At 62.1% G+C, this 26322-nt stretch carries 25 protein-coding genes; 10 read left to right on the forward strand and 15 right to left on the reverse strand.

Features of this window, described 5'->3' with window-relative positions; genetic code table 11:
- Window positions 1-21 precede the first annotated feature (21 nt).
- The 4 genes from LY631_RS13680 to LY631_RS13695 are packed head-to-tail and all read left to right on the forward strand — an operon-like array spanning window position 22 to window position 4183.
- Window positions 22-1539: an ABC transporter substrate-binding protein gene (locus LY631_RS13680; protein ID WP_274426031.1), complete on the forward strand. Its 1518-nt coding sequence runs from the start codon at window positions 22-24 to the stop codon at window positions 1537-1539.
- A 60-nt stretch (window positions 1540-1599) separates the two neighbouring features.
- Complete coding sequence (locus LY631_RS13685) at window positions 1600-2553, forward strand: ABC transporter permease (RefSeq protein WP_274426032.1); 954 nt, start codon at window positions 1600-1602, stop codon at window positions 2551-2553.
- On the forward strand, window positions 2550-3380 hold the full coding sequence (locus LY631_RS13690; protein ID WP_274426033.1) for an ABC transporter permease: 831 nt from the start codon (window positions 2550-2552) through the stop codon (window positions 3378-3380). Before LY631_RS13685 ends, LY631_RS13690 begins: the two co-directional genes overlap by 4 nt.
- A gap of 2 nt (window positions 3381-3382) precedes the next feature.
- Window positions 3383-4183, forward strand: coding sequence for a GntR family transcriptional regulator (locus LY631_RS13695; protein WP_274426034.1), 801 nt, complete (start codon window positions 3383-3385; stop codon window positions 4181-4183).
- A gap of 885 nt (window positions 4184-5068) precedes the next feature.
- On the opposite strand, the gene LY631_RS13700 is transcribed toward LY631_RS13695, so the two are convergent.
- The 9 genes from LY631_RS13700 to LY631_RS13740 form a co-directional block, all read right to left on the reverse strand.
- Window positions 5069-5992, reverse strand: coding sequence for a sugar kinase (locus LY631_RS13700; protein ID WP_274426035.1), 924 nt, complete (start codon window positions 5990-5992; stop codon window positions 5069-5071).
- Between the two features lie 141 nt (window positions 5993-6133).
- A complete protein-coding gene (locus tag LY631_RS13705; RefSeq protein WP_274426036.1) occupies window positions 6134-6583 on the reverse strand; it encodes a TIGR02588 family protein in 450 nt (149 codons plus the stop codon).
- A 9-nt stretch (window positions 6584-6592) separates the two neighbouring features.
- Window positions 6593-7393 (reverse strand): TIGR02587 family membrane protein, encoded by an 801-nt coding sequence (locus LY631_RS13710; RefSeq protein WP_274426166.1) that lies wholly within the window; start codon window positions 7391-7393, stop codon window positions 6593-6595.
- Window positions 7394-7579: 186 nt separating this feature from the next.
- On the reverse strand, window positions 7580-8806 hold the full coding sequence (gene chrA, locus LY631_RS13715; protein WP_274426037.1) for a chromate efflux transporter: 1227 nt from the start codon (window positions 8804-8806) through the stop codon (window positions 7580-7582).
- Between the two features lie 3 nt (window positions 8807-8809).
- A complete protein-coding gene (gene arsB / locus LY631_RS13720) occupies window positions 8810-9847 on the reverse strand; it encodes an ACR3 family arsenite efflux transporter (RefSeq protein ID WP_274426167.1) in 1038 nt (345 codons plus the stop codon).
- 66 nt (window positions 9848-9913) lie between these two features.
- Window positions 9914-10423, reverse strand: a complete 510-nt coding sequence (locus LY631_RS13725; RefSeq protein ID WP_274426038.1) for an arsenate reductase ArsC — start codon at window positions 10421-10423, stop codon at window positions 9914-9916.
- 11 nt (window positions 10424-10434) lie between these two features.
- A complete protein-coding gene (locus LY631_RS13730; RefSeq protein WP_274426039.1) occupies window positions 10435-10767 on the reverse strand; it encodes an ArsR/SmtB family transcription factor in 333 nt (110 codons plus the stop codon).
- Between the two features lie 367 nt (window positions 10768-11134).
- Window positions 11135-11392 (reverse strand): hypothetical protein, encoded by a 258-nt coding sequence (locus tag LY631_RS13735; protein ID WP_274426040.1) that lies wholly within the window; start codon window positions 11390-11392, stop codon window positions 11135-11137.
- A gap of 382 nt (window positions 11393-11774) precedes the next feature.
- Window positions 11775-13808 (reverse strand): TonB-dependent hemoglobin/transferrin/lactoferrin family receptor, encoded by a 2034-nt coding sequence (locus LY631_RS13740; RefSeq protein WP_274426041.1) that lies wholly within the window; start codon window positions 13806-13808, stop codon window positions 11775-11777.
- A gap of 198 nt (window positions 13809-14006) precedes the next feature.
- Between LY631_RS13740 and hemP the strand changes: the two genes are divergently transcribed.
- Genes hemP through LY631_RS13765 form a run of 5 tightly spaced genes read left to right on the forward strand, consistent with a single transcriptional unit; the run spans window position 14007 to window position 18085 of the window.
- The gene (gene hemP, locus LY631_RS13745; RefSeq protein WP_445082886.1) at window positions 14007-14204 is read left to right on the forward strand and encodes a hemin uptake protein HemP; all 198 of its coding nucleotides are present in this window, start codon (window positions 14007-14009) and stop codon (window positions 14202-14204) included.
- 7 nt (window positions 14205-14211) lie between these two features.
- Window positions 14212-15270, forward strand: coding sequence for a hemin-degrading factor (locus LY631_RS13750; protein WP_274426042.1), 1059 nt, complete (start codon window positions 14212-14214; stop codon window positions 15268-15270).
- Window positions 15271-15280: 10 nt separating this feature from the next.
- Entirely contained in the window at window positions 15281-16192 is a 912-nt protein-coding gene (locus tag LY631_RS13755) for a heme/hemin ABC transporter substrate-binding protein (protein WP_274426043.1), read from the forward strand.
- A gap of 4 nt (window positions 16193-16196) precedes the next feature.
- On the forward strand, window positions 16197-17288 hold the full coding sequence (locus tag LY631_RS13760) for a FecCD family ABC transporter permease (RefSeq protein WP_274426044.1): 1092 nt from the start codon (window positions 16197-16199) through the stop codon (window positions 17286-17288).
- 8 nt (window positions 17289-17296) lie between these two features.
- On the forward strand, window positions 17297-18085 hold the full coding sequence (locus tag LY631_RS13765) for a heme ABC transporter ATP-binding protein (RefSeq protein ID WP_274426045.1): 789 nt from the start codon (window positions 17297-17299) through the stop codon (window positions 18083-18085).
- 11 nt (window positions 18086-18096) lie between these two features.
- On the opposite strand, the gene hisD is transcribed toward LY631_RS13765, so the two are convergent.
- From hisD to LY631_RS13790, 5 genes are read right to left on the reverse strand one after another with little or no spacing between them, the layout of a single operon-like run.
- Complete coding sequence (gene hisD, locus LY631_RS13770; protein ID WP_274426046.1) at window positions 18097-19443, reverse strand: histidinol dehydrogenase; 1347 nt, start codon at window positions 19441-19443, stop codon at window positions 18097-18099.
- Window positions 19444-19475: 32 nt separating this feature from the next.
- Window positions 19476-20267, reverse strand: coding sequence for an ABC transporter ATP-binding protein (locus LY631_RS13775; protein WP_274426047.1), 792 nt, complete (start codon window positions 20265-20267; stop codon window positions 19476-19478).
- On the reverse strand, window positions 20264-21067 hold the full coding sequence (locus tag LY631_RS13780) for an ABC transporter permease (protein WP_274426048.1): 804 nt from the start codon (window positions 21065-21067) through the stop codon (window positions 20264-20266). The genes LY631_RS13775 and LY631_RS13780 overlap by 4 nt, the downstream gene beginning before the upstream one ends.
- Window positions 21064-22023 (reverse strand): ABC transporter substrate-binding protein, encoded by a 960-nt coding sequence (locus tag LY631_RS13785; protein ID WP_274426049.1) that lies wholly within the window; start codon window positions 22021-22023, stop codon window positions 21064-21066. Before LY631_RS13785 ends, LY631_RS13780 begins: the two co-directional genes overlap by 4 nt.
- A gap of 28 nt (window positions 22024-22051) precedes the next feature.
- Window positions 22052-24100 carry a N,N-dimethylformamidase beta subunit family domain-containing protein gene (locus LY631_RS13790; RefSeq protein WP_274426050.1) on the reverse strand — a complete coding sequence of 683 codons (2049 nt, stop codon included), beginning with the start codon at window positions 24098-24100 and terminating at the stop codon, window positions 22052-22054.
- Between the two features lie 125 nt (window positions 24101-24225).
- Between LY631_RS13790 and LY631_RS13795 the strand changes: the two genes are divergently transcribed.
- On the forward strand, window positions 24226-25011 hold the full coding sequence (locus LY631_RS13795) for a helix-turn-helix transcriptional regulator (RefSeq protein ID WP_274426051.1): 786 nt from the start codon (window positions 24226-24228) through the stop codon (window positions 25009-25011).
- A gap of 2 nt (window positions 25012-25013) precedes the next feature.
- Here the strand turns inward: LY631_RS13795 and LY631_RS13800 are convergent, their stop codons facing one another.
- Complete coding sequence (locus tag LY631_RS13800; protein WP_274426052.1) at window positions 25014-26312, reverse strand: amylo-alpha-1,6-glucosidase; 1299 nt, start codon at window positions 26310-26312, stop codon at window positions 25014-25016.
- Window positions 26313-26322 lie beyond the last annotated feature (10 nt).

Below are 26322 nucleotides of genomic sequence, written 5' to 3' on the forward strand. Positions count from 1 at the left end.
TGCGCAATTTCGGAGGGCTTCATGACAATGAGAAAGATCGGCGGAGCACAGGCGCTCGCGGCAGCCGGGCTTCTGGCCGGCACGCTTGCAGCGGCGGCGGACAACGGTGGAAAGCTTCAGATCGCCATCGATTCCGCACCGGCGGGCCTTGACCCGCACTTGATCACCGCGTTCAACTCGGTGGTGGTTGTCCAGAACACCATTTACGAGGGGCTGACGGCCATCGACCAGGACCTTTCGGTGGTGCCGGGTCTTGCCGAGAACTGGGAGGTCTCCGATGACGGACTGACCTACACCTTCACCCTCGCCGAGGGCGTCACTTTCCATGACGGATCGGAATTCACCGCCGAGGACGTGGCCGCCTCTATCGAGCGCGTCCAGGCCGAGAAGACGGGTTCGCCGCTGGCCAGCCGCGTCTCCCCGATCATCGAGACGGAGATCGTCGGGCCCAACGAAATCGTCTTCAAACTGGAAGAGCCGTTCGCGCCGATCCTCTCGTCGCTAGCGACTATCGCGATTGTCCCGTCGGAGTACGAGGACGATGTCGATTCCCTTCAGCAGGAGCCGGTCGGCACCGGCCCCTTCGCTTTCTCCGAGTGGCAGCCCAACAGCTATATCGAGCTCACCCGGTTTGAGGATTATCGCGAAGACGGCAAGCCGCATCTTGACGCGGCGCGCTTCAATTTCGTGCCCGAGTCGGCCACCCGCCAGGTGGGCATTCAGGCCGGTGACTACCACCTCCTTCCCGGCCTCGATCCCGCAACGGCGCTGCAGCTTCAGGGCCAGCCCAATGTCACCGTCCAGGAAACGCGTGATCTCTCCTACACGCTCATCGGCATGAACACGACGCGCGAGCCTTTCGACAAGGCGGAGGTGCGCACCGCCTTCAACATGCTGCTCGACCGGCAGGAAATCATCGACGGCGCGCTCTTCGGCGCCGGGATTCCCGCCGGCCCGCTCTCGCCCGCCCTCGTCAACTGGGCGCTCGATGCCTCCGAGTTCGCCTGCTACGAAACCGACCGCGAAGGCGCCATGGAGATGCTCGAAGAGGCCGGCGTCGAGACGCCCGTCAAACTGACCATGAACGTCCTGCCCCGGCAGGACACGCGCGACATCGCCCAGATCGTCCAGCAGCAGGTGGCTGGCGCCTTCGAGATCGAACTGCTCAACCAGGAGATCGGGCAGTTCGTGCAGGACTGGCGTAATTCTGACTTCGATCTCTTCGTTTCGGCCAATGGCGGCAGCCCCGATCCGGACGAATATTTCTATCGCACTTTCTATGGCGGCGGCTCGACGAACGTTTTCGGCTATGATGATTCCTCCGTCGACGAGCTGCTCGATGCCGGACGGCGCGAACGGGAGTATGCCGACCGCAAGTCGATCTACGATCAATTGCAGCGCAAGCTCGCCTGCGAGGGACCGATCGCGCATCTGGCTTACGGAAACCTCTATACGGCCGTTTCCGACGAGGTCGACGGCTTCGAGATCTATGCCAACATGCGCCTGAGAAGCCTCGCGGACGTGACCCTCGCGCAGTAATCATCGAAACCGGGTTCCGGCGACGGGCGCGCTCGCGCCGGAACCCCTTCCGGATCGGACATGCAAAGCCGCTTCATCCTGAATCGACTGGTCGACCTCCTCTTCGTGCTGTTCGGCGTGTCGATCGTCGTCTTTTTGATGATCCGCCTGATCCCCGGCGACGCCGTGGCCATCATGCTGGGCGCGAACACCGACATCACGCCCGAGCGGGTGGCGGAGTTACGCGCTCGGCTCGGACTGGATCAACCGTTCTACATGCAATATCTGGACTGGATCGGCGGCATTTTCCGTGGAGATTTCGGAACTTCCGTGTGGACCGGCCGCCCGGTGGCCACCGAAATCGCCGCCCATGTCTGGCCGACGCTGGAACTCACTCTCCTGTCGGTTCTCGTCGGGGCGGGGCTGTCCATTCCGATCGGCTGTTTCATGGCAGAGGCACGCGGCAGAAGCTCGGAAGTCGCTGTGCGCATCGGCGCCATCGCGGGGCTGACCATCCCCTCCTTCTGGCTCGGCATCGTCTCGATCTTCCTGGTTTCCAAGCTTCTGCCCGGCGTCTCCGCGCTCGGCTACGTGCCCTTCACGGAAGATCCCCTCGGCAATCTCCAGCGCATGATCCTGCCTGTCATCGCGCTCAGCCTGCCCATGCTCGCCAACCTATCGCGCCTGGTGCGCTCGGCCATGCTGGACGCACTGGGACAGGATTATATCCGCACCGCCAGGGCCAAGGGCGCCGGCCACCGCCGCCTGATCTACAAGCACGCCCTGCGCAACGCGCTCATTCCTTTCATCACCTCCGTCGGCGTTCTCACCGGCTACATGCTGGGCGGGGCCATCGTGGTGGAGCAGGTCTTTGCCATTCCCGGCCTCGGCCGTCTCGTCCTCGGCGCCATCTCGGAGCGCAACTATCCGCTTGTGCAGGCGACCATCCTCGTCATGACCTTCGCTTTCGTCTTCGTGAATTTCCTGGTCGACCTGCTCTATGCGGTGATCGATCCGAGGGTGGCGCGCAAATGATACCCTTCCTCAAGCAAAACCGGCTTCTCTCATTCGCCTTTGGCTTCGTGGTGCTGCAGGTGCTGCTGGCCGGCTTCGCGCCGCTTCTGGCGCCCTACGATCCCTTCAACCAGGTGATGGCTGAGCGTATGCAGGGGCCAAGCATGCTCCACTGGCTGGGCACTGACCAGCTCGGCCGCGACGTGCTGGCCCGCATTCTCTTTGGCTACCGCACATCGCTTCTGACCTGCGGTACAGCGGTCCTTATAGCCCTTGTTCTGGGCGGCACGCTGGGCATGCTCGCTGCATACTACAAGGGCTGGTTCGACCGCATTGTCATGCGCCTGATGGACGTGCTCTTCGCCTTCCCCATTCTGCTGCTGGCGATCGGCATCATCGCCATCCTCGGCCCCAGCACCTGGAGCGCGGCTTTCGCCATCGCCATTGTCTACACGCCCATTTTCGCGCGCCTTTTGCGTGGCCCGGCGCTGGTGATCTGCGAGAGCGAATACGCCATGGGTGCGCGCGCCATCGGCGCTTCGGATGCCCGCATCATCTTTGCGCACATCCTGCCGAACCTCTCGTCCGTCCTGCTGGTCCAGACGAGCCTGCTGCTTTCGGCCGCGATTCTCGTGGAAGCCTCACTTTCCTTCCTCGGGCTCGGCGCGCAACCGCCCGTGCCCTCGCTCGGCCTCATGCTTTCGGAAGGTCGCAATTTCCTGATGCTGTCGCCCTGGCCGGCCATTTTCGCCGGCTTCGCGATCCTGTTTCTATCCTTTGGTTTTAATCTTCTGGGGGACGCGCTGCGTGACACGCTCGATCCCCGCCTGCGCGGACAGGAGGCTTGAGCATGCTGAAAACCGACGTGAACGACGAGCACGAGGAGCAGGAAAACGAGGAGGTTTCCGTCCTTCTTCAGGAAATCGCCGACCGGCTCCCGGTTTATGGCGGCTCTTCCGGTCCACTCTATCAGCGGCTTTCAAAAGCCATCCGCAGCCTCATCGAAACGGGCGTCCTGCGCGGTGAGCAGGCGCTGCCCTCGGAGCGCGAGTTGGTCAAGGCCACCGGCCTTTCCCGCATCACTGTGCGCAACGCCATGAAGGATCTGGCCCGCGAAGGCCTGATCTCAAAGCGCCACGGCGCCGGCACCTACGTCTCGCGCTATATCGACCAGCCGCTCTCCGTCCTCATCGGCTTCACTGCCGACATGGCCCGGCGGGGCGCGGAAAGCTCCTCCATCGTCCTGGAAAAGACGAGCGGCCTGCCGAGCCCCGACGAAATCCTCAAACTCGGGCTGTCGCCCAACGATCAGGTCTTCCGTCTCTCCCGAGTCCGCCTGTCCAACGGCGAGCCGTTGGCCATCGAAAACGCCGTGGTGCCGCTCAGCGCCATCGATCCCGACAATATGGGTGATTCCCTCTACGAGGCCCTGCGTGAAAAGGGCAACTTCCCCGTCCGAGCTCTCCAGCGCCTCCGCTCAGCCATCGCCGACGAACGCGAAGCCGAGCTTCTGGGCATCGCTTCCGGCAGCCCAATCCTCCACATCGAACGCCGCTCCTTCTTCGCCAACGGCCGCCCGATCGAGGTCACCAACTCCGCCTACCGCGGCGACCGCTACGACTTCATCGCCGAATTGAAGGTGGAGCAGTAAGGCGACCGATCGGGCCCTCCGTTCCCCCCGGAAACGCACCGGTGCTCCAGACTTTCTTCCCGGAAGCCATTCAACAGCGTGGTGCCACGCGGAAGGGCTCAGGCATAGATACCAGGGTCGACGCCCTGGTATGACGAGGTGGAGGACGTTTCGGCCAATCGCCGACGCTCGAGATTAGCGCCGCCATCCCCGCCCTCGTCATACCAAGGCTCGACCTTGGTATCCATGCCTGAGCGGAGACGAAACGTGCCGGCGCTTCCGGATAAGCACCCAGTGCGGGGATAAAAAATGGCGCCTTAGACATTTTCTCGGCAGATAAGCAATTGTTTTTGCTCGATATCAGAAAAAAGTTCGGATTTTTTTCGGCTGATTTTATCCTACAACGCCCAGCCGCTCTATCATCCAACCCATCGCTCTCGCGGGACCCGGATGCGCACCGGGTGTTCGGGAGGGCGGCGGCAGCCTCCCCCTCCAGGGATCCGGTACCTGGAGGCATGTGAGGGCCCGCAACAGTCCGGCGGCGCCGGGGTGCTGTGTGACAGACAGCATCGCCGGAAAAACCGGGCACCGGGTGAGAGACGGAGCCGGGCAGCCGCGGAGAAGCCGCTAGGGCTTCTTCTTCGGCCCGGCCAAGACCCCCCCCTAATTGGGTGCAGCCGGGACGGAGGGGAGGCCCGAGTGACCGGCCAACCGTGGGACAGCGGCCGACGGGGCGCGTGGAACGCGCCACTTAAATTAATAGAGAGGCACGGACCACGCGCCCCGTTTCCCGATCTTTGAAATGGCCAGACGGTGACAAGCCGGGCGTGGCGACGATGACGCGCGCCTCCTCCTCCCCCCTTGAGGGGAGGGACTACGCCGGCGCCACCATTCTTGGGCCGTGTATCACTCCGCCGCTGCCAAAGCATCCAGCACATCCTGCCGCTTCGGCATGGGAGCGACAGCGCCGTAGCCGCGGGTGGACAGCGCGGCGGCGGCATTGGCGAAGCGCGCCGCCTCGAATGGGTCGCCATGGCGGACAAGCTCCGCCAGGAAATTGCCGTCGAAGGTATCCCCGGCGCCCGTGGCGTCCACGGCCTCGACCGCGATGCCCGGAACGCGCCGGCGCTCTTCCTTCGTTGCCACGAGACAGCCATCCTTGCCCAGCGTCAGCGCCATGACCTCCGCACCCTGTCCGAGGCAATAGTCCGCAATGGCGTCAGGATCGCTCAAGCCCAGCAACTGCTCGGCATCCTCAAGCCCAGGCAGCGCGATATCGGTCATGCTGAGAGCCGCGCCGATCAGAGCGCGCGCCCTGGCCAGCGGCCACAGCTTGAGCCGCAGATTGGTATCAAACGAGACCTTCGTGCCAGCCTGACGGGCGATCTCGATAGCCTCGAGAACGGCATCCGTCGCGCTGGCGCTGATCGCCATGGAAATGCCCGAGACGTGCAGGATTTCGGCATTCTCGATCGCCGCGCGCGGCAGGTCCCGCGGGCTGTAACGGCTCGCCGCCGATCCGGCGCGAAGGTAGGAGAACACATGCCCCGCCTCGCCATGGGTGACGAAATAAATGCCCGTGTGGGCCTCCGGATCGCGCAGCACATGAGTGGCATCCACGCCGTTCTCGCGCCACAGGCGAATAAAGCTGTCGCCGAATTCATCCTGCCCCAAAGCGGTGACATAGCCCACCGAAGCGCCGGCGCGGGCAGCTGCTATAGCGCAATTAGAAGTGTCGCCGCCATGACCGTAAAGATAATGCCCCTTCGTATCCACTTGGTTGAATTCAGCTAATGGCTCTCCCATGCAAAGGATTTGCGGATCGGACATGTCGGCTTCTTTCTTCTTCGGGTGCGGCGATGCGGTTGTGGAGCGGCCTCGAAGCGTCGAGTTCACGCACCCCTTTCAAATCGATTTCTCACGCCGCGGCAAGCACCCCTTGGGCGTTAAGCACCATATCGTGAGGGCCGGCTATGGCTCCGAGTAGCCGTGCGGCTCGATCTGCAGGTTGTGGGTGCTCGGATCGTTCTCGAAGATAAGCGCGCCCTGCCGTTCGGAAAGGGACGGCACATAATCGAACGTGACTTCCCGTTCTTCCACGACCTCCCCGCCGCTCCTTAGTTCTCCCACCACGAGAACGCCGGCCGCAGTGGCGTTCCCCTCGTTCACGATGCGGAACGCGGCATGATAGACATCATCGACCGGACGGATTTCCTCCACCACGACGGCGAGCTGCGGGATTGTATTTTGCTTCTCAAACGCATGGTAAGATAGGAATCCTATCATCGCGAGAGTTAGCAGCGCGGATACGGTGCCGACAATCCATTCAATGATGCTCGGCTGGGAGCTCCCGCCATCCTTTGGAGCCTGCTGGGCTTGAGACTTCCCGTTCTCGTTTTGCTTTTTCAGACGGGCATCCATTTTCGCCCCTTATAGAATGAGCCGGGCAGCCGCGGCGCCGATTGACGTGGGAAAGCCCAGAACGGTCACAGACATCAGGATCTGGGACAGCGAGACGTCCTCCGTGCGCCCGAACGTCCAAAGGACATAAAGGCTGACGAGAGCGGCAATGGCGTAGCCCACCACCGTAAATCGCAGGAATGCGCTCCACCAAGGCGTGTCCGGGTAAAGCGGGCTCTCGCCCTTGAATTCAAGCGCGTAGACAAAGCCGTGCATGAGGAGGATCGAAACCGCGATAATGGCAATGGCGTGCCACTCTGTCATCTTGTAGGAAATCAGGATCATTTCCTCCGTCGGCGCCACGTTTAGTCCCAGGAAAAGGGCTCCCACGGCCATCAGCAACAACTCGCCCCCATAGGCCTCCTCCTCAGAGCCTTGCGGCAGCTTCGCCTTGCCTCCGCCGAGCTGGCTGCGCCCCAGGAGCGCGCCGATGCTGGCCGGAACGGACTGGATGGCGATTTTGCCGACGATTTCGTCGAGCGGCATGCCGACGGTGATGATCCCGAAACCGGTCAACACGAGGGTGCTGGAGACAATGCCGATGCCGTAAGCGGTGGCTGCATCGCGCAGATCATCCCGCCATTCGGAGGTTTCTTCAAAACCCGCCTGGTGCGAAAGCAATGTCAAAAGCGGGATGTTCAGGATGAGCAGCAGGACCAGCCGGAAACGGTCGAGGTAAAAGCCGAGCCACCACATCTCCATTGTCATCAGCATCGGTAGCGAGAAGATCAGCGCACCGCCGAGCCCCCTCGCCAGGCCGGTAGCGGCCACTGCGGGGAGGCTAAACCCGCCGCGCCCTTCCTCGTTGACGGAAGACGTGTCGTCCTGGTGCCGCACAACCGAACCTTTCAGTACCAGCCCGCAACGCGTTGCGGGACGCTGGGAACTATTTCGTACTCGAAACAGTCTCGGGCGTGTTCAGGTTCCGGGATTCGCGCGACGGCGAATTTTGTCGGCTCAGGTCAGCCCGATCAGCACTCCCCCGGTGGCGGCGACTATGACCACGACCCACGGCGGGCATTTCCAGGCTGCGAGCAGGACGAAACAGGTCAGCGCCAACGCAAATTCATATGGACCGATGATCGCGCTCGTCCAGACCGGCTGATAGAGCGCCGCGCCAAGAATGCCGACGACCGCGGCATTGGCGCCGCGCATGAACGCCTGCGCCGCCGGCCGGGCGCGAAAGGCATCCCAGAACGGGATAACGCCGATAAGCAGCAGAAAGCCCGGCAGGAAAATGGCCACGAGCGCGGTAGCAGCACCGGCCAAGCCGTTAGGCTGCGGCCCGAGCACCGTACCGAGATAGGCCGCGAAGGTGAACAGCGGGCCGGGAATGGCCTGTGCTGCGCCATACCCCGCAAGAAATTCATCCGCCGAAACCCACCCCGAACGGACCACTTCGGCCTCCAGAAGCGGTAGCACGACGTGCCCACCACCAAAAACGAGCGCCCCCGTGCGATAAAAAGCATCGAAGACGGCAACCCACTGAAGCGAGAGCGCTCCAGCGACTAACGGCAGGCCGACGAGCAACAGGAAGAACGCCGCGAGCGCGAGCGCGCCCACGGTGTGCGAGACCGGAAAGCTGACATGCCCGCTCACAGCCTCCCCCTGGGATCGGCACAACCACAGGCCGGCCAGCCCGCCAATGAAGATCGCTGCGACCTGCCCGACCGCGCTCGCGGTAAGAACAACGATCAGCACCGCCGAGAGCGCAATGCTGGCGCGCTGCCGGTCGGGGGTGAGATTCCTCGCCATGCCCCACACGGCCTGTGCGATGATGGCCACGGCGACCACCTTCAACCCGTGAATGATGCCGGAGCCGACCGGCCCTTCCAGCATGTGCGCCCCATAGGCGAACAGCACGAGCAGGATTGCCGAAGGCAAGGTGAAGGCCGTCCAGGCCGCCGCTGCACCGAGCGAACCGCCGCGCAGTAGCCCCAGCGCAAACCCAACCTGGCTCGACGCCGGCCCCGGTAGAAACTGGCTGAGCGCAACCAGATCCGCATAGCCTTTCTCATCGATCCAGCGCCGACGGACCACCAGCTCGTCACGGAAATAGCCGAGATGGGCGATGGGGCCGCCGAAGGAGGTCAGCCCCAGCTTCAGGAAAGCGGAAAAGACTTCTCCGGCACGCCCCCTCCGATCGTCATCGCCGGCTGCCGCCTTGATCACCGAGTCATTCATCCGTCAGTGCCTGGTCCGCAAAGTGCCTTCATACCAGCCTTGGCTGCGATTGACGATCCAGACGAGTGAAAGCATCACCGGCACTTCGACCAGCACACCCACCACGGTGGCAAGTGCGGCGCCCGAGTTCAGCCCGAACAGCACGATGGCCGCGGCGACCGCGAGTTCAAAGAAATTGGACGCGCCGATCAACGCCGATGGACCCGCCACGCAATGCTGCTCGCCGGTCACCCGGTTGAGCAGATAGGCGACCCCGAAGGTGAAATAGACCTGGATGAGGATCGGTACGGCCAGAAGTGCGATCACCAGCGGCTGGGCGATGATCTGCTCACCCTGGAAGCCGAAGAGAAGCACGAGCGTCGCCAGCAGAGCGATGAGCGACACGGGCTGGATCCGGTCCAGAAAGGCGTCGAGCGAAGCCTGCCCACCTGTTTCCAATAGCCTGCGGCGCAGGAACTGGGCCACAATCACCGGCAGGACGATGTAAAGCACCACCGACAGAAAAAGCGTCTCCCACGGAACCGTTATGGCCGAAAGACCGAGAAGCAGCCCGACGATCGGCGCAAAGGCGAAGATCATGATCGTGTCGTTGAGCGCGACCTGGGAGAGCGTGAAATTCGGCTCGCCGCGCGTGAGGTTCGACCAGACAAAGACCATCGCCGTACAGGGCGCTGCCCCAAGAAGGATGAGCCCGGCGATATAGGACTCGATCTGACCTGCCGGCAGGAGCGGGCGGAAAAGCCAGCCAATGAAAAGCCATCCCAGAAGTGCCATGGAAAAGGGTTTGATGGCCCAGTTGACCAGCAGCGTCACACTGATGCCGCGCCAATGCGCACCGACTTGCGCGAGAGAGGCGAAATCCACCTTGAGCAGCATCGGCACGATCATCATCCAGATCAGCACCGCCACGGGCAGATTGACCTGCGCGACCTCCGCAGCGGCTATCACCCCGAAGAGACCGGGCAGAGCATGACCGAGTGCGATACCGGCCACAATGCACAACGCCACCCAGAGGGTGAGATATTTTTCAAAAAAGCTGATCCCAGCCGGAGCCGCTTCCGCGGTCTCCATGGTTCGGTCGGTCATGACGGTTCCTGTTCTTTCGGCTCAGCCGGCCTTCGGCATGCTGCGACCGATCTCCTGCAGCCGCCGCTGCAGCGGCAGATTGTCGAGGGATCCGAGCGGCAGATTGGTGAAGATGGCGATGCGATTGTTAAGCATGCGATAGGCGTCGGCGAATGCAAAGTGCTTCTCCGCTTCCGTGCCCTCCGCCGCCGCGGGATCGGGAATGCCCCAATGCGCCGTCATCGGGTGGCCCGGCCAGACAGGGCAGGACTCGGCGGCCGCGCTGTCGCAGACGGTAAAGACAAAATCCATCTTCGGCGCATCAGCCCCGGCAAACTCCTCCCAGCTCTTCGAGCGGGCGAAAGAGGTGTCGTGGTTGAGCGAACGTAGGAGCTCCAGCGCATAGGGATGCACCTCGCCCTTCGGCTGCGAGCCGGCCGAGTAGGCCTTGAACCGCCCCGCCCCCAATTGGTTGAGAATGGCTTCGGCCAGAATGGAACGCGCCGAGTTGCCGGTGCACAGAAACAGCACGTTGTAGGATTTCACGCTCATGGGATGTCCCTCTAGCACTCGCAGGTCACGGCCTCGATAACAGGCCGGCAAAGCTCCGGCGCGCCGTTGCAGCAATCCTCCATGAGATAGGCAAGCAAGTCGCGGAACCCGGTCATGTCGGCGAAATAGCGGATAACGCGGCCCTCCCGCTCGGCGCGAACCAGTCCGGCATGGGTGAGGATCTTGAGATGGGTCGATACGGTGTTTTGCACTGCCCCCAAACGCGCGACGATCTCGCCGGCCGGCAGCCCCTCTGAGCCCGCCCTCACCAAAAGCCGGAAAATGTCGAGCCGGGTTTCCTGACCGAGCGCAGCCAGCGCGGCGAGAGCGGGTGTCTTTTCCATATATCGTCAAATCCCGATGTAACGGGTATCTAGCATTAGGGCACAAACCTGTAAAGGGCGGGGGCTGCGAAGATCGAGGCCATGTCACGTCAACGAGCGGACAGGCATTTGCGGGATAGAACGGAGGTACGAGCACCCCCCTCTGTCAGCCACAAGCGCCATCGTAACGCCGCAGGACCTGCTCGAAGGCGCAAGGCCGATCTCAAGATGGTTTTGTTTGTTTCTTCTGACCCCATGGTTAAAGGGCCAACAGGCCGATGCCCGAGAGAAGCGCGAGCCCGCAGGGGTACCCCGAAGGGACACTGACAGAACTTTGCCAGAAAGTGCTTACCTTATCGGCTAAATAGAGAGGCAGCTAAAATACGGCTTACTCCTGAGTAGAATTTTCGACCGTATCTGCTTCGATCACAACCCCGCCATTCTCCTTGGAAATGGAAGCGCTATCTAATTTGATAGTTGTTTCTCCATCGACGATGACAACATTGCCGGAAGCGCGCATCACGTCGTTGGTATCAACTTCAATGGAATCAGCACTCACTTGCAGGTCGCCGAAATTATTGCTGGCAGCGATCGCTATGCTGTTTGCGGAGAGCAGGACAATGGCAACGCTTGCAAATCTAATCATGACGATCACTCCTAAGACTCTGATACTATATTCATTGACTTTAAGCTCTAAGATGAGCCTGATCGTACATCAACCAAATACTGGATGCCACACATTCAGACTCTTTGCAAGGCGCCTGGACTCGACCTCCATGGCTCTAAGCTTGGGCTAACAAGGGTTTCAGGGGGTGTGTCACGCGATCGGCTACCGATCCTCGCCATGGCGCGGGTAGAGGCAGGCGCGGCAGCCGATCCCCTAACCGTCTATCTAACCGTCTATCGCGAAGCGGTTACCGACGGCGAATGGCCGAGACCCGCCCCGCCGCATCCAGCAGCGGCGGCGGGATCGTCTGAAATGCTGGCGGCGGGGCGGCGGCAAGCCGCCCTCGCCTTTCAAACCGGGCTCAGCCGCCGAAGCGAAGCGTGGCACCGACCTTGAAGCTTACGCCCGGCTGATAGATGGCGCCGCCTGCCGTATCGGCTACAGGGTGAATGTACTCTTCGTCAAAGACATTATCGACGCGGAAATCGAGCCGGAGATCTTCGGTCGGCTTGTAGTTCGCATAGAGGTTCACGAGCGTATAGTCCTCCGCAAACTCCGATCCCTTCGGCGCCTTGTTATACTGAACTTCACCGCCGAGCGTCAGCCGCTTTTGCAGGAAGCGCATTCCGAAATCGGCGGTGACGCTGGTCGGCGGAATGGTTGCAAGTTCCGAACGGGTTCCGTCCTGTTCAACCTCATGGCCGTCAATGACCGACAGGCTCAGGCCGCCATAATATTGGTTGGCATCATAATAGGATTCCAGTTCGAAACCGCGGATCTCGGCGGCCAGGACATTCTGGTACTGAACGCAGAATCCCATAGGCGAGAATGAGCATTGCGTGCCCGGTATCACCGGCAGGGAAGTCGTCGTTATGAAGTTATCCACGTCGTTGTGGAAGTAGGCTGCCTTCAACCGCAATGCGTCGCCGGGCCGGGCAATGTCCTCCATGGTGTAGTTGATCCCCGCTTCCCAGGTCTTGCCGGTCTCAGGCTTCAGGCCCGGATTGGGCAGGAACGGAAAGGGCGGAATCGTATGCATTCCGCTGATAAATGCCTCTGCCGTCGTCGGCGCGCGATATCCTTCCGCATACGATCCGTAGACCTGCAACCCGGCAAGCGCACCTTTATCGAAAGGCGATACACCCACGCTGATGCGCGGCGACAAGCGATCGTCGGAGCTTTTCTCCGACGATTCCAGTTCGTAAGAATCGTATCGCAGTCCCGCGACCACCTCTAGCCAGTCATAGGTCAGCCTGTCCTGGACATAAGCGCCCCAGACCGTCCGCTTACCCGACGGGTTGAAGAGGTCACCGCCGCCTGAAGGCGTGCGCGATTCGAAATCGTCGTAAACCCAGTCGCCGCCGACCGTAAGCTCGTGCTGGATCAAACCCGTATCAAAATAGGAGCTATTCCAGACATCGAGGCTCGATGTGCGAAGGTCGTAGTTGGTGGCATCGCCCGACTCGGTTTCCGTTAGATCGATCGTATTAGTCGCTCCCTTCACATTGAGGTTGAGCCACTTCTCCTCTTCGTCAGAAAGAGTGAACTCTCCAGTGAAGGTGTTGTCTTTGATCTCACTGTCGCTCGTGGGAGATGTGGACCACTCATTCCGGGAACCCGTCCAGCCCAGCGTCACTTCGCTCAACTCAGTGGGGTTGAATGTACCTTTGACATGTCCGCTCAGGACATCGAAGCTGGAGTGCTCGACCGTATTGCCTGCACCGTCCTTGTAACTGCCGTAGTCCCGCCAGACGACATTGCCGAGAACGGCAGCATAGTCGGTGAAGCGGTAGGCGCCCGTCGCGCTCGTCGTCCAGCCGGAGCCGTTCGACTCGTAGCGCGCTGTAGTCGAAAGCGCATAGGTTTCGTCGTCACGAAGGAAATCGTTCGGATCTTTCGTATCGAAATAGACCACGCCGCCGATCGCGCCTGAGCCGAACGTGTTGGCGCTCGGCCCGCGCTGGACGTCAACCTCCTCGACTAGCGCCGGGTCGAGCCAGAACATTCTCGACGCGCCGTGCCCGCTCTTATGAAAGTTCTGGCGCGCGCCATCGATGATGACGGAGACACGGCCGGAGTCCTGGAGCCCGCGAATGTTCACATTGGTCACTGACGGATGCCCGTCCGAATAAATGCTGACGCCCGGCGTGCCGAACAGCATCTCGCTGGGTGTTGTCGCCATGCGCCGTTCGAGCTGCTCCTCGTCTACACGGCTGACGGAAGCCAGAGATTCCATCGGTGTCTCGCCCGTGCGGCTGAGAACCGTGATCCTGTCCAGAAGCGTTGTAGCCGCCCCCGGATCGACCTCTAGCTCCTGAGCCAGCGCCCCGTGAGGAACAATGAACACCGGAACCGCCGCTCCGTAAAGCAGCGCTCTTATACGAGATCCCTTCATGCAAAACCCCTGTTGCTGGTGATGTTTGCTGGCTGGCTCTCGTGGCTCGCTGGCGTTGCCCTGCCGGGCTGAATGTTGACTTTGTTTATCAAGTATTGCGCTGACTATTTAAGTTGATTATCAATGTCAAGAAATCAGAACGCGACTTCGCCCAGCCAGCCCTTGCCAGCCAGGCGCGTCAAATGAGGGCAAGGAAACGTGAACACTGAGATTCCTCTGGACCACACTCCAGCCCCGGGGAGGGGCGAAGACGAAAGTCTGCGCAGGAGGACGGGACCACGCACCGTGACCAGCGAGGAGCTGTTTCGCGGCGCCACTGAACTCACCATCGAACATGCCGGCTCGCTCTATCGATTGAAGATTACGCGTCAAGGCAAGCTGATTTTGAATAAGTGAGGGCGAAATGACAGGCGAAATGGCAGTGAGTCCGGAGGGAATCCGGAAGAAGCGTGCCGATAATCCGAAGATGCGCGAGCGCGACCTCGCCCGCACGCTGGGTATCTCCGAGGCCGAGCTGATAGCGGCGCATTGCGGCGTCAGTGCGACCCGCATAGAACCGCGCGTACCGGAGTTCCTGAACGGCATGGAAGCCGTAGGCAGCGTCATGGCGCTGACGCGCAACGAAAGTGCGGTGCATGAGAAAATCGGTGTCTACGAGAACGCGTCGGCTTCCGAGAGAAACGCGATCGTTCTGGGCAAAGACATCGATCTCAGGATCTTTCCCAAGCAGTGGGCGCATGCCTTCGCCGTGGAGAAACGCGTTGAGGACACCACGCGCCATAGCCTGCAATTCTTCGACGAGGCGGGCGACGCCGTCCACAAGGTGCATCTGCGCCCCGAATCGAACTTTGAAGCCTATCGCGCACTGGTCGACAAGCTGATTTCGCCTAACCAGGAGCCGGGGATCACAGTCCAGCCGATTTCGACTGACGGCAAGGCTGAAGAGGCCGATGGTTCGGTTTCGGAGGTGCTGCGCGAGCGCTGGAGCAAGATGCAGGATGTGCACCAGTTTGTCGGCATTCTGCGCACGCTCAATCTCACGCGCCGCCAGGCGGTGCACTTGGTCGGGGAGGAATTCGCCTGGCCGCTCGATGGTGTTTCGGTACCGGTCATGTTCGAGCGGGCAGCCGAGCAGGAAACGCCCATCATGTGCTTCGTCGGCAACCGCGGCTGCATTCAGATTCATTCCGGACCGGTGGCGAACGTGAAGCCTCTGGGGCCATGGCTGAATGTGATGGATCCGACCTTCCATCTCCATCTGAGGCTGGACCATCTGATGGAGCTATGGGCCGTGCGCAAACCTGTGAAGGAAGGCCATGTGACTTCGCTGGAGGCCTACGACGCAAACGGTCGCATGGTTATCCAGTTCTTCGGCAAGCGGCACGAGGGCCAGGACGAGCTGGCGGACTGGCGCACGCTCATGGAGGACCTGCCCCGTATCGCGCGCAGTTCAGCCGCCTAGGAGTAGTGAAATGAAGTCGCCTTTCCGCGCACTCTCCTCCATCATAGGCCAGGGCCCCTGCGTATTCTTCTCGGCCCTGCTTTTGAGCGCACACGCCTGGGCCGCCGAAGATTTGCCGCAACCGTTCGAGGACCCTTCCAGACTGGTTGTCATAGGCGGCTCCCTGACGGAGATCGTCTATGCGCTTGGCGAGGAGGAAAATCTGGTGGCGCGAGACTCCACCAGCACTTTCCCGCCCGAGGCGGCAGAATTGCCCGATATCGGCTATATGCGTCAGCTTTCGCCCGAGGGGGTTCTGTCAGTCTCCCCGACAGCCATTCTCGCGCTGGAAGGAAGCGGTCCGCCCGAAACGGTGGACGTGCTGGAAAAGGCCAGCGTACCGATGGTGATCGTGCCGGAAAGCTTCCACCGCGAAGGTATATTGGACAAGATCCGCTTCGTTGGCGCGGCCCTCAATGCGCAGGATGAAGCGGAGGAGCTTGCAGCCGACGTATCGCAGGAAATAGCTGCCGCACAGCGGCAGACCGAAAACGTTACCGAGCGCAAACGCGTGCTGTTCGTTCTCAGCATGGAAGGCGGGCGCCTGCTCGCCTCCGGCACGGGCACCGCCGCTGACGGGATCATCGCCATGGCCGGCGGCATCAATGCGGTCGGTGTCTTTCCCGGTTACAAGCAGCTTACCGACGAGGCGGTCGTCGAGGCGCGTCCGGACGTCGTGCTGTTGATGGATCGCGGGGGCGATTTCGATACGGGCGACGAGGAGCTGTTTGCAAACCCGGCGCTTGCCGGCACACCGGCCGGGCAGAACAAGGCCGTCGTGCGCATGGACGGCAGCTACCTGCTCGGCTTCGGTCCGCGCACGGCTGGCGCTGTCCGCGATCTGGCCACCGCGCTTTACGATACGAAGACGTTGGCAAACTGAAGCCATGGCAATGCAAATGCTCCTCTCGCGGCAACTCGCCGGGGCACCGGAAGGCGACCGCTCGGCGCTGGCGCGTCTCGTTCTGGGGCTGCTTTTGCTCCTGCTTGCCGCCGTTGCAGGGCTGAGCATTGCCACCGGCGCGTCCGATGCCTCCGCACTTTCCGTGGTCGAAAGCTGGTTCCTTGAAACCCAGGAAACCGCGCTTTCAACGCGCGACCGCCTCATCATCTATGACATCCGCCTGCCGCGCATCGTGCTCGGCATTCTGGTCGGCGCGTCACTCGCAGTATCCGGCGCGCTGATGCAGGGACTGTTCCGCAATCCGCTGGCTGATCCGGGCATCATAGGCGTGTCCGCCGGCGCCGGGCTCGGCGCCATCACCGTGATCGTACTGGGCGGTACGGTGTTGGGACCGGTGGTCGCGCTCCTGGGCATCTATACCCTGCCGCTGGCGGCATTCGCTGGCGGGCTGATAACAACCCTGCTTCTCTACCGTGTGGCAACCCGGCGCGGGCAAACCTCTGTCGCCACGATGCTTCTGGCCGGCATAGCGCTTGCTGCGCTCTCCGGCGCGCTTTCCGGCATCCTCATCTACCTTGCTGACGACCGGCAACTGCGCGATCTCACCTTTTGGGGTCTCGGCTCCCTCGGCGGCGCCACCTGGACCAAGATCTGGGCCGCCGGCCCGATCATTCTCGCCGCGCTGGTGACGACACCCTTTCTGGCCCGGAGCCTCGATGCGCTCTCGTTGGGCGAAGCTTCCGCAAGGCATTTGGGCATACCGGTGCAACGCATGAAAGCCGCGGCGATCCTGTCTGTCGCGGCGGCCACCGGCGCGGCTGTCGCCGTGTCCGGCGGAATCGGCTTCGTCGGGATCGTCGTACCGCATCTTCTCCGGCTCATCATCGGCCCCGACCATCGCTATCTGCTTCCAGGGTCCGCGCTTTTGGGCGCGAGCCTTCTCTTGCTTGCCGATGCCGTCAGCCGCACCATCGTTGCGCCTGCGGAACTGCCTATCGGCATCGTCACAGCCGTCTTCGGCGCACCCTTTTTCCTATGGGTGCTGTTGCGCCGGCGCGACATGCTCGATTTGTGAGGGCGTACATGATCGAAGCAAAGAATGTGAGCGTTTCCATTGGCCGCAAGCCTATCCTGCGGGGCGTGAACGCTTCCACCGCGCCGGGCGAGATAACGGCTATCGTCGGCCCGAACGGCTCCGGCAAATCCACGCTGATCAAGGCGCTCTCGGGGGACATAACCTATTCGGGCACAATCAGCTTCAACGGCCGGGACCTGGCCGAGATGCGCACGGGCGAGGCGGCCGCCCTGCGTGCCGTGTTGCCGCAGGCGACGACACTTTCCTTTCCCTACACGGTGCACGAGGTGGTACGGCTCGGGCTCTTGGGCGGGCGTTCGGGAGCGCCCCACGGGCTGGCAGATCTGCCCGAGCGCGCGCTCGCGCGGGTGGATCTCGCAGGATTTGCGGGCAGGTTGTATCAGGAGCTTTCCGGCGGTGAACAGCAGCGCGTTCAACTCGCACGCGTTCTCTGCCAGGTCTGGGCGCCCGTGCTGGAGGGTAGCCCGCGCTATCTCCTGCTCGACGAGCCGGTCTCCAGCCTGGACATCAAGCACCAGCTCCTGGTGATGCGCATCGCGCGCGAATTCGCCCAACAGGGCGGAGGTGTGGTCGCGGTCCTCCACGACCTCAACCTCATGGCGGCTTTCTCCGACCGAGCGATCCTCATGCAGCATGGGCAAAGCGTGGCCGCCGGCTCACCCCAGGAGGTGATGCAGGACGAACTTCTGTCGGAGGTTTTCGAGTGCCGATTAAAGGTCGGCACCGTCCCTACCGGGGTAACACCTTTCCTGTTGCCGCAGGCGGCCTCCATTTAGGCAGCCGCTGCCTATCGCCGCCCGAGCGCTTTTTCCCGTAGCGGCGAAACGGCGTTCGCGTGCCCATCGAAACCTTCGTAAACTGCGAAGCGGTGGGTATGCGGCGCCATCTCCGCATATCCCGTAGCCGAGACGTGCCCCACCGAGGCGCTCTTCATGAAATCGTAAACGCCAAGCGGCGAGCCGAACCGCGCGGCCCCCGCCGTCGGTAGGACGGCATTCGGCCCCATGACATAATTCGCGATGGAGCCCGCCGCATGCTCGCCGAGCAGGATCTCCGAGGCATTATTGATATGGTTGAGGTGCTCGAAAGGCACCTGCGAGAGAATCTGCAGGTGTTCCGGCGCGTAATCGTTGACGAAGGCGTACGCCTCCTCAGGCGAACCGGCCAGTACGATGCCGCCATTGGTGCCACCCAGCACTGCTCTGGAAAACTCGACGCGCCCTGCCCCCATCTCCCGCCAGTATCCGGGGATGGCTGCCCGCGCCGCCGCCGCGAAATCCGCGTCCCACGTCACCAGATAGACGGCGCTGTCCGCCCCATGCTCGGACTCGATCAGGAGGTCGAGCGCGGCGAGTTCCGGGCTCGTGGTCGCATCCGCCAGCACAATGCTCTCGCTCGGCCCCGCCGGCACACGCGAGGCGATCCGCCCCTGCAAAAACCGTTTCGCCGCGACCACCCAGGGGCTGCCCGGGCCTTCGAACTTGACGCAACGCGGTATCGTCTCGGTGCCGTACGCCGCCGCCGCGACAGCCACCGCCCCACCGGCCTTGTAGACATGCGTGATGCCGGCAATCTCGGCCGCAACCAGCGTCGCGTCGTCTATGCCGCCATCGGGCTTGGGCGGCGTCAGCATGATCGGCTGCTTCACTCCCGCGACAACTGCGGGGATCGCCGTCATCAGTGCGACGGAAGGAAAGGAGCCCTTGCCGCGCGGCACATAGAGCGCGGCGCTGTCGACCGGCGTATGCCGCCCGCCCACGAGCACGCCCGGCCGGATCTCCTTCATCCACATTTCCTGCGGCCGCTGCGCCTCGTGATAGCGGCGGATATTGTCTGCCGCATATTCCAGGGTTCGGATCAGGTCCGGGTCCAAGGCGGCGCGGGCGCGCGCGAAATCCTCCGGCCCAGCGGCAATGCTCCCCGCGTCGAGGTCCGCACCATCGAATTTCCGGGCAAAGCGTATCACCGCCGCATCGCCTTCCGCGCGCACGGCGTCCACGACCGGAGCAACCTTGTCCAGATAGTCCTGCAGGTCTTCTTCCGGACGGACGAGCAGTTCAGCCCGCTGATCCGGAGAAAGCTCCGCCAGCACATGGAGCGCCACATCATCGGCTGTAAGGCGTTTCGCGTTCATGCCATTCCTTCCAGTGAATTGGCGAAGGCGCGCTACGACGCGCCTTCGATCGCCATCATTTTCAGCGTCTCTTCGCGGATGTCATGCAGCACCCCGCGTTTCAGCTCCGCAAAGTGGGATTCGGTGATCACCTCGTAGGGCCGCGGACGCGGTATATCGACGTTGAGGTCGTTCTTGATGCGCCCGGGCCTTGACGACAGTACCACCACCCGATCTGCCAGGAACAGCGCCTCGTCGACGTCGTGCGTCACGAAAAGAACCGTCGATTTGTGCTCATCCCAGACCTTGAGCAGAAGCTCCTGCATCATGCCTCGCGTCTGTGCGTCGAGTGCGCCGAAGGGCTCGTCCATCAAAAGCACGGACGGGCGGTAGACCAGCGCCCGCGCAATGGCGACGCGCTGGCGCATTCCGCCGGAGAGCTGCTTCGGCAGCGCCTTCTCGAACCCGGCGAGCCCAACGGTCTGAATGTATTCCGAAACAAGCTCGCGCCGCTCGGCACGGCCCATCCGGCTCTTCTCCAGCGCGAAGTCGATGTTACGCTCCACCGTCATCCACTCGAAGAGCGAGTAATTCTGGAAGACGAAACCGCGGTCGCGGCCAGGCCCGATGATCGGCCTGTCGTCCAGAAGAAGCGTGCCGGATGTGGGCTCGGTAAGGCCGCCGACGATCGACAACAACGTCGATTTTCCGCAGCCCGAGGTCCCCACGATGGCCACGAACTCGTTCGTCGCCACGTCGAGGTTGAGCCCATCGATAACGGTGAGCGGACCGCCCTCGGCCTCGAACACCATGTTGAGGTCGCGTATGGACAGTTTCGGTTTCATCGCGTCGTCTCCGCCCAGCCGAACATCTTTCGTCCGCCGACCTTGAACAGATAATCGGTGGCGAAGCCGAGAAGGCCGATAAAGATCGTCCCGAAGATAATCGTATCGGTTGCGAAATAGCGCTGCGCATCCATGATGCGCCGCCCCAGCCCGTCCTGTGCGGCGACGAGCTCCGCAACCACCAGATAGGTCCATGTCCAGCCGATCGTGATCCGGAACGTATCCCAGATTCCCGGCATGGAGGCAGGCAGGACGATGCGCCGGAGGATCTCGCCATTGGAGAAACCGAGCGTCTGACCGGCCCTGATGAGGGTCATGTCGACGGCTTTGGTGTTGTTCATGATCATCAGCACCTGCTGGAAAAATGTGCCAATGAACAGGATCAGGATTTTCTGCGCATCACCGATGCCCGCCCACAAGATGGAAAGCGGGATCAGCGCCACCACCGGCATGTAGCGGATGGTGGAAACGAGTGGTTCCAGCGCGCCTTCGACAAGCCGATAATTCCCCATCAAAATGCCGATGGGAAGAGCTAGCACCGTAGCAGCGGACCACCCTGCAACGATCCGGTAGATCGAGACGGAGGCGTCGCGCCAGAGGATGCCCTCCTCGATCTGCCGCCATCCTTCCGCGACGACCGATTGCGGCGAGGGAAGGAAAAGTGGCCGGACATAGCCGGCCGTCGTCACCCACCACCAGGCGATCAGCAGAACGAGTGGAAACGCGATGCTCGCGCCGACATATAGCCGGCGCGAGATCGGCGCCCTGAGGCGCATGAGTGAAGAGCTTCTCCGTGTCATTCCGCCGCCAGATCGACAATGGATGTGTCCAGCGCCTCCGAGACATTCGGATAGCTCGGGACGTTATCCGGGTTGATCTCCATCATGATGGAGCCAATGGAGTCATAGGCCTCCTGGAAAGGGCCGGAGAACTGTTCGATATTCTCCTCGAGATTGAACAGGCGCACGCCCTCGAACGCCACCTGGAATTGGTCAATGGGGCTGCCGACAGCATTGGCGATGATCTGTCCGCCCTCGTCCGGATTATCACGGATGAAGGAGACCGCGTCGTCCCAAGCCTTTACTATGGCCGCCAACGTGTCCTTGTTCTCTTCGATGTAGGACGTTTCTGCCACGAGCAGATCGCTGATCAGACCAGGTGCGGCGCTGGCGTCATAGATCACCTTAAAGTTGTTGTCCTCGGCAAGAGCCGTCGAGATATAGGGTTCGTAGGACACCGCGGCATCCACACGGCCGGCAATGGCTGCCAGACCCGCCTCGGAGGCGCCCATCGGCACCGGATCGATATCGTCGATCGACAGATCGTTCTCGCGCAGCGCATAATTGAGCAGAAGGTCGCTCGTCGCGCCCAATTCATACGCAACGCTCTTGCCCTCGAGATCGGAGACGCTGTCGACGCCCTCACCAGCGATGATCGCATCGGCTTCGTAGGCGGCGTCCATGATCATGAAGCCCTTTAGCTCGATGCCGCTGTTCAGGAGGTTGATCATGGTGTTGGTGGCCGCGGCCTGAACCTCGATGTTGCCGCTGACCAGCGCCGCATTGACGTCCTGGTCCCAGTTGAAGTTGATAAGTTCGACCTCGACACCACGATCTTCGAAATAACCTTTCTCGGCGGCGACCCACAGAGGCCCGTAACCGAGCCACGGCTGAAGACCGATGCGGACGGGCTCGGCCGAAGCCATCGAGACCGTCGCGGACGTTGCCAGCAAGGCAAAAAGCAGTTTCTTGAGCATTTTCGTGTTCTCCTCTTTCGTTTGGTTTTCAGTTTTTGGCCGCCTGCCCCTGCGACAGGCGGCGGAGCAGGTTGCAGGTTATCCGCCCTACGTCGTTCATTCGTCCGTTTTCCGGCAGCGCACCGCACCAGGCGACCGAGCTTGCCGAGAAGATTATCGCGCCGTTGGGCAGATGTCGCAGGGTCATCTCGGCGCAGCGGCGTTCCGCTTCTTCCGTTTCGCCGCCCGAATACCAGCGCGTGGGATCGTGAAGATAGCTTTGCGGAAAACCATCGGCCCGCGCAATCACCAGCGTGTCGGGATGTGTGCCCAGATGCAGGTCAGTTGCGTCAACCTCGTAACCCGCCGCCCCGCCGAGCACCATGCCTTCCCCGCCGAAGTTCTCGCCGCCAACCCCTTCGAAAAGCCAGGTGCATTCGGGCCGCCGGCTCTCCTCCGTGCGGGTAAAGCTCCGGGCCGCCTCAAACCCCATCAGCGAAATCGCGACACCCACCAGCGAAAACTCGCCGCGCCCGCGGTGGCGCAGGAAGCCGCCGGGCTCATTGGTGATGGAAAGCGCCTGCTCGGCGACGGAGCCATCCCAGGTACGCCCCGCTTCCAGCGGTGAGCGCCTGAGCTCCATCAGATCCCCATCGAAGGCAGCAGTATTGGCAAACCCATTTCCTCCGAGATAGGCGATGCTGCCGCCAGCCGCGGTAAATGCACGTATCGCCTCTTCCATCTCAACTGACATGTATTCGGGATGGCTTCCCGTCATCAGCGCCTGATGGCCTTCGAGGCAGGCCAGACCGTCCGCATGCAGGTCATGGTCGGTCACGAGATCGAAGGCGATCCCGTTCTCATGACAAAACCGCAGCAGATGGAGATCGACCGGCAGATTGTGCGGACAGCCGCACAGCGGATAACGGTAGTCATCGCGCAGCGTCCCCTTGGGCTTCCTGTAGGAGGTGATCGACACACCGCTCAGGTCGTTGTGATAATCGTAAAGCGAGCGCAACCCGTTCTCGCGGGCGAAGACATGGCCCCGGTCGCTGCATTTCCACTCGAAAAGATGCGGCGGCAAAGCTTCGTCTGCATAGGCGAGATAGGTGGCCGTAGGCACGAGAAAGACAATGGGTGCCTTGGGCCGGCTGGAGCGGACGAAGAAAACGATCCGCTCGGATCCCTGCCGGGTCGCGACCTCGAAGGCATAGATGCCGGGCTCCGCCTCTTCCGGAACTTCCGCCCGGAACGAAGCCGGCCACTCCAGCGGTGCCATATCGTCGTCGTGGCAATGCACGGCGTCGTAATGATCCGGCACGAGACGCGGATCAAAGCTGCTCCCGTCCCATCGGGGTGACGTGACGCAGAAGGTAGGCTGGTTGAGAATGTCGAGCTTCGGCCCCGCCCCGCCCTCGGGCGCAAGGGCGCCGTGATGCAGCCGCGTCGGAAAGCGCCATAAGTAATCGCCTCCATTCGCCTGTAGACGGATCCGCCCCCATTTCGCGTTGAGCGTCGGCGCGTCCTCATCCGCCGAACTGCCGAAGAGAACCGGCTCGGGAGACGCATTCTGTGGGATCGGATCAAGGGAACGCTCCCACCGCCACGGCGCCAGCCGGTCGTGCGAGCGCGCCGATAGGCGCAACCCCCCGTCACCCCAGACGAGATCGAAATCGATCCAGACATTTTGGGGAACAGGTTCCGGGCCAAGCAGAAGTCGGCCACCGGTCTTCAGCGAAAGAGCGCCATCCTCCAATTCCAGGCGCAACTCCCCGACCGCAAGGACGGTCCGGCGGCCCGGATTGTGTGTCAATAAGAGCTCGAAGGCGATCGCCCGCACCGCTCCGGCTTTCGCCATCTCTCCCGCGCTCAAGCGCAGATACGAGCCCTGCTCGAAAGTGCGATGCGCTGGCTTCTCCAATTCTGAAACGGGCCAGTCGACCCGCTTTTCATCCGGCAGATCGAGGCGCAAGACACGCACGGCCTCGACAGGAGCCGCGCTGGAGAGGTGAAGGTCTAGCACCGCGCCGGACCGCACGCTCCATGGCGTGGTGTAGCCCGCCACGGGCATGGCATCGTGGGCGACCGCGCGCCTCATCGGATGCGCCTTTGCAATGGCTGCAGCTTCGGCATAACCGAATACCCCTCGAAGTGCTGCATCACACGCTATAAAAACAACGATAAGGGGTATATACCTCCATCGGGGTATGGGAGAACGCAGGGATGCTCAAGGCCCTTGGCGAGACGATCGGCACGGCAGGCAGCGATGAATTCTACGCCGCCATGGCCCGCTATCTGCGCCATTGCATGGATTTCGACAACATCATCGTGATCCTCTACAATGGCGCCGAGCGGCCGGTGGTCGCCTATAGCTGGATACGCGGTCCGGATGTCTTTAGCTATCTGGAGCGGGACTATCTTCCGGCTGCCTATCTCCTCGACCCGGTCTATCATTTCCACCTGAACCAGCGCCGGCCGGGCATTTATCGCCTGCTCGACATTGCTCCGGATAATTTCCGCCGCAGCCGCTATTTCAAATGGTATTACGGCCGCATCGGCATCATCGACGAAATCTCGGTCTTGCTGCCCGTGGAAGACAACACCACCATCACGATCTCAATGGGCCGGGACGGATCTTCGGGTCAGCACTTTTCCGCGCGTGACGAAGAAGGCCTGCGTGCGCACGAACCGGTGATCATGCCACTGCTGAAGAAACATTGGCAGGCGCAAGAGCAGCCGGAGCGTCAGCGCCTTGATTCCGCATCCATCGTCGACAGCCTGATCGCCGCCATGCGCACACACAAGGACGTCACCCTCACGAGACGGCAGGCCGAGGTGGCGCTGCTCATCCTTCAAGGCCACTCCTCACCCTCGATCGGGCTGCACCTCGGCATCAGCACGCAAACCGTGAAAGTCTTCCGCAAACAGCTCTACCGGAAGTGCTACATCTCCTCCCAGGCCGAGCTCTTCAGCCTGATGATGCCGATGCTGGAGCGCCCGCGCGGGTAGCGTCAGATCCTCCCCAACTCCCCGTCCGCGCCGCGCAGGAATTCCAGCACCATTGCGGCGGTCCAGGTGAAACGGTCCCCGCCGCAGGGCTCGCCGGTCAGCGGATCGTAATACTCGGCAAAGCCGCTCTTTTCTATCAGCGCGAGACTGCCCGCGCGCAGGCTTGCCGCCTGTTCCGAGAGCCCGGCCGCCTTCAAACCGTCGGCAAGCAGATAGTTGACGATCAGCCAGACCGGACCACGCCAATAGCGCTTGGCATCGAAGAGCGGGTCGGACGGGTCGTGACTCGGCACCGGATAGGCACAGCGCGTCATAAGCGCTGCGATGCGATCACCGATGGCGCGTGCCCGTTCCTGCGGGATGGCAGCGAGAACGCCCAGCAAACCGCCCACCGACAAGCTCCGAACAAGGCGGCCGGTTGTACGATCAAGACAGAGATACTGGCCGTCCGCTTCACTCCAGAGGCTTTCCAGCGCCGCAAGCCCCTTTTCGGCGCGGGAGCGGTTGGCCTCGGCAATGTCCTCGGCACCGAGCATGCCCGCCAACTCCGACAGATCGGCGCAGGAGCGGATGAGGATGGCGTTGAAAGCCGGATCAACGACGCGAAACGGCGAGGCATTATGGAGCACTGCATTATTCCACGCATGGCCGCGGAAGTGCTCAACCAGCCAGATATAGCGATCGTACTGTGCCTTTGTCGGTCGGTGGGCTGGATCGGCGTGCTCGACATCGCGTCGCCGATAGGGAGTGATGCCCTCGCGCGGCACGTGCCGGAACGGTTCGTCCCAATCGATCGTATTGTCCCGGCCGGACTCCCAAGGGTGGATGACGGCAACGAGCCCCTCCCCTTGCGGGTCCCGCGCGTCATAAAGGAATGCGTGCCAGCGGTCGATCTTTTCGATCAGGGAGCGTACGCGCGGTGCATAGGCTGTCCGGTCCTGCGAACGCTCGAAAATGCGCCGTGCGGCAAAGCCGGCCACCGGGGGCTGGGTGATGCCGGAGGTCGGTACCGGTCGGCCCGTCTGCCAGATTTCCGGACCGGGGAAATAGCCCTCGTCCGCCTGGTGAAAGATGATATGCGGCACCATGCCATCAGGCCATTGGTGGGCAAAAAGCGTCTCCATCTCCCGCCAGGCACGATCCTCGTCGAGCGCGGCGAGGCCGAGTGCGCTGAGGCAGGAATCCCAGTTCCACTGAAAAGGATAGAGACCCTTGGTCGGCACGGTATAGTCACCGCGGTCGTTGTCGATAAGGATCTCGGATGCTTGTCTCGCAAGGCGGGTACGTTCGTTAGGGGTCATGAGGGGTCTT

The sequence above is a fragment of the Chelativorans sp. YIM 93263 genome (assembly GCF_028767125.1).
Classification (GTDB): Bacteria; Pseudomonadota; Alphaproteobacteria; order Rhizobiales; family Rhizobiaceae; genus Chelativorans.

What these genes read in the sequence shown, in the direction of transcription:
- LY631_RS13680 (WP_274426031.1), top strand. Translation starts at nt 22, where the DNA reads ATGACAATGAGAAAGATCGGCGGAGCACAGGCGCTCGCGGCAGCCGGG.
- LY631_RS13685 (WP_274426032.1), top strand. Translation starts at nt 1,600, where the DNA reads ATGCAAAGCCGCTTCATCCTGAATCGACTGGTCGACCTCCTCTTCGTG.
- LY631_RS13690 (WP_274426033.1), top strand. Translation starts at nt 2,550, where the DNA reads ATGATACCCTTCCTCAAGCAAAACCGGCTTCTCTCATTCGCCTTTGGC.
- LY631_RS13695 (WP_274426034.1), top strand. Translation starts at nt 3,383, where the DNA reads ATGCTGAAAACCGACGTGAACGACGAGCACGAGGAGCAGGAAAACGAG.
- LY631_RS13700 (WP_274426035.1), bottom strand. Translation starts at nt 5,992, where the DNA reads ATGTCCGATCCGCAAATCCTTTGCATGGGAGAGCCATTAGCTGAATTC.
- LY631_RS13705 (WP_274426036.1), bottom strand. Translation starts at nt 6,583, where the DNA reads ATGGATGCCCGTCTGAAAAAGCAAAACGAGAACGGGAAGTCTCAAGCC.
- chrA (WP_274426037.1), bottom strand. Translation starts at nt 8,806, where the DNA reads ATGAATGACTCGGTGATCAAGGCGGCAGCCGGCGATGACGATCGGAGG.
- LY631_RS13725 (WP_274426038.1), bottom strand. Translation starts at nt 10,423, where the DNA reads ATGAGCGTGAAATCCTACAACGTGCTGTTTCTGTGCACCGGCAACTCG.
- LY631_RS13730 (WP_274426039.1), bottom strand. Translation starts at nt 10,767, where the DNA reads ATGGAAAAGACACCCGCTCTCGCCGCGCTGGCTGCGCTCGGTCAGGAA.
- LY631_RS13735 (WP_274426040.1), bottom strand. Translation starts at nt 11,392, where the DNA reads ATGATTAGATTTGCAAGCGTTGCCATTGTCCTGCTCTCCGCAAACAGC.
- LY631_RS13740 (WP_274426041.1), bottom strand. Translation starts at nt 13,808, where the DNA reads ATGAAGGGATCTCGTATAAGAGCGCTGCTTTACGGAGCGGCGGTTCCG.
- LY631_RS13750 (WP_274426042.1), top strand. Translation starts at nt 14,212, where the DNA reads ATGACAGGCGAAATGGCAGTGAGTCCGGAGGGAATCCGGAAGAAGCGT.
- LY631_RS13755 (WP_274426043.1), top strand. Translation starts at nt 15,281, where the DNA reads ATGAAGTCGCCTTTCCGCGCACTCTCCTCCATCATAGGCCAGGGCCCC.
- LY631_RS13760 (WP_274426044.1), top strand. Translation starts at nt 16,197, where the DNA reads ATGGCAATGCAAATGCTCCTCTCGCGGCAACTCGCCGGGGCACCGGAA.
- LY631_RS13765 (WP_274426045.1), top strand. Translation starts at nt 17,297, where the DNA reads ATGATCGAAGCAAAGAATGTGAGCGTTTCCATTGGCCGCAAGCCTATC.
- hisD (WP_274426046.1), bottom strand. Translation starts at nt 19,443, where the DNA reads ATGAACGCGAAACGCCTTACAGCCGATGATGTGGCGCTCCATGTGCTG.
- LY631_RS13775 (WP_274426047.1), bottom strand. Translation starts at nt 20,267, where the DNA reads ATGAAACCGAAACTGTCCATACGCGACCTCAACATGGTGTTCGAGGCC.
- LY631_RS13780 (WP_274426048.1), bottom strand. Translation starts at nt 21,067, where the DNA reads ATGACACGGAGAAGCTCTTCACTCATGCGCCTCAGGGCGCCGATCTCG.
- LY631_RS13785 (WP_274426049.1), bottom strand. Translation starts at nt 22,023, where the DNA reads ATGCTCAAGAAACTGCTTTTTGCCTTGCTGGCAACGTCCGCGACGGTC.
- LY631_RS13790 (WP_274426050.1), bottom strand. Translation starts at nt 24,100, where the DNA reads ATGAGGCGCGCGGTCGCCCACGATGCCATGCCCGTGGCGGGCTACACC.
- LY631_RS13795 (WP_274426051.1), top strand. Translation starts at nt 24,226, where the DNA reads ATGCTCAAGGCCCTTGGCGAGACGATCGGCACGGCAGGCAGCGATGAA.
- LY631_RS13800 (WP_274426052.1), bottom strand. Translation starts at nt 26,312, where the DNA reads ATGACCCCTAACGAACGTACCCGCCTTGCGAGACAAGCATCCGAGATC.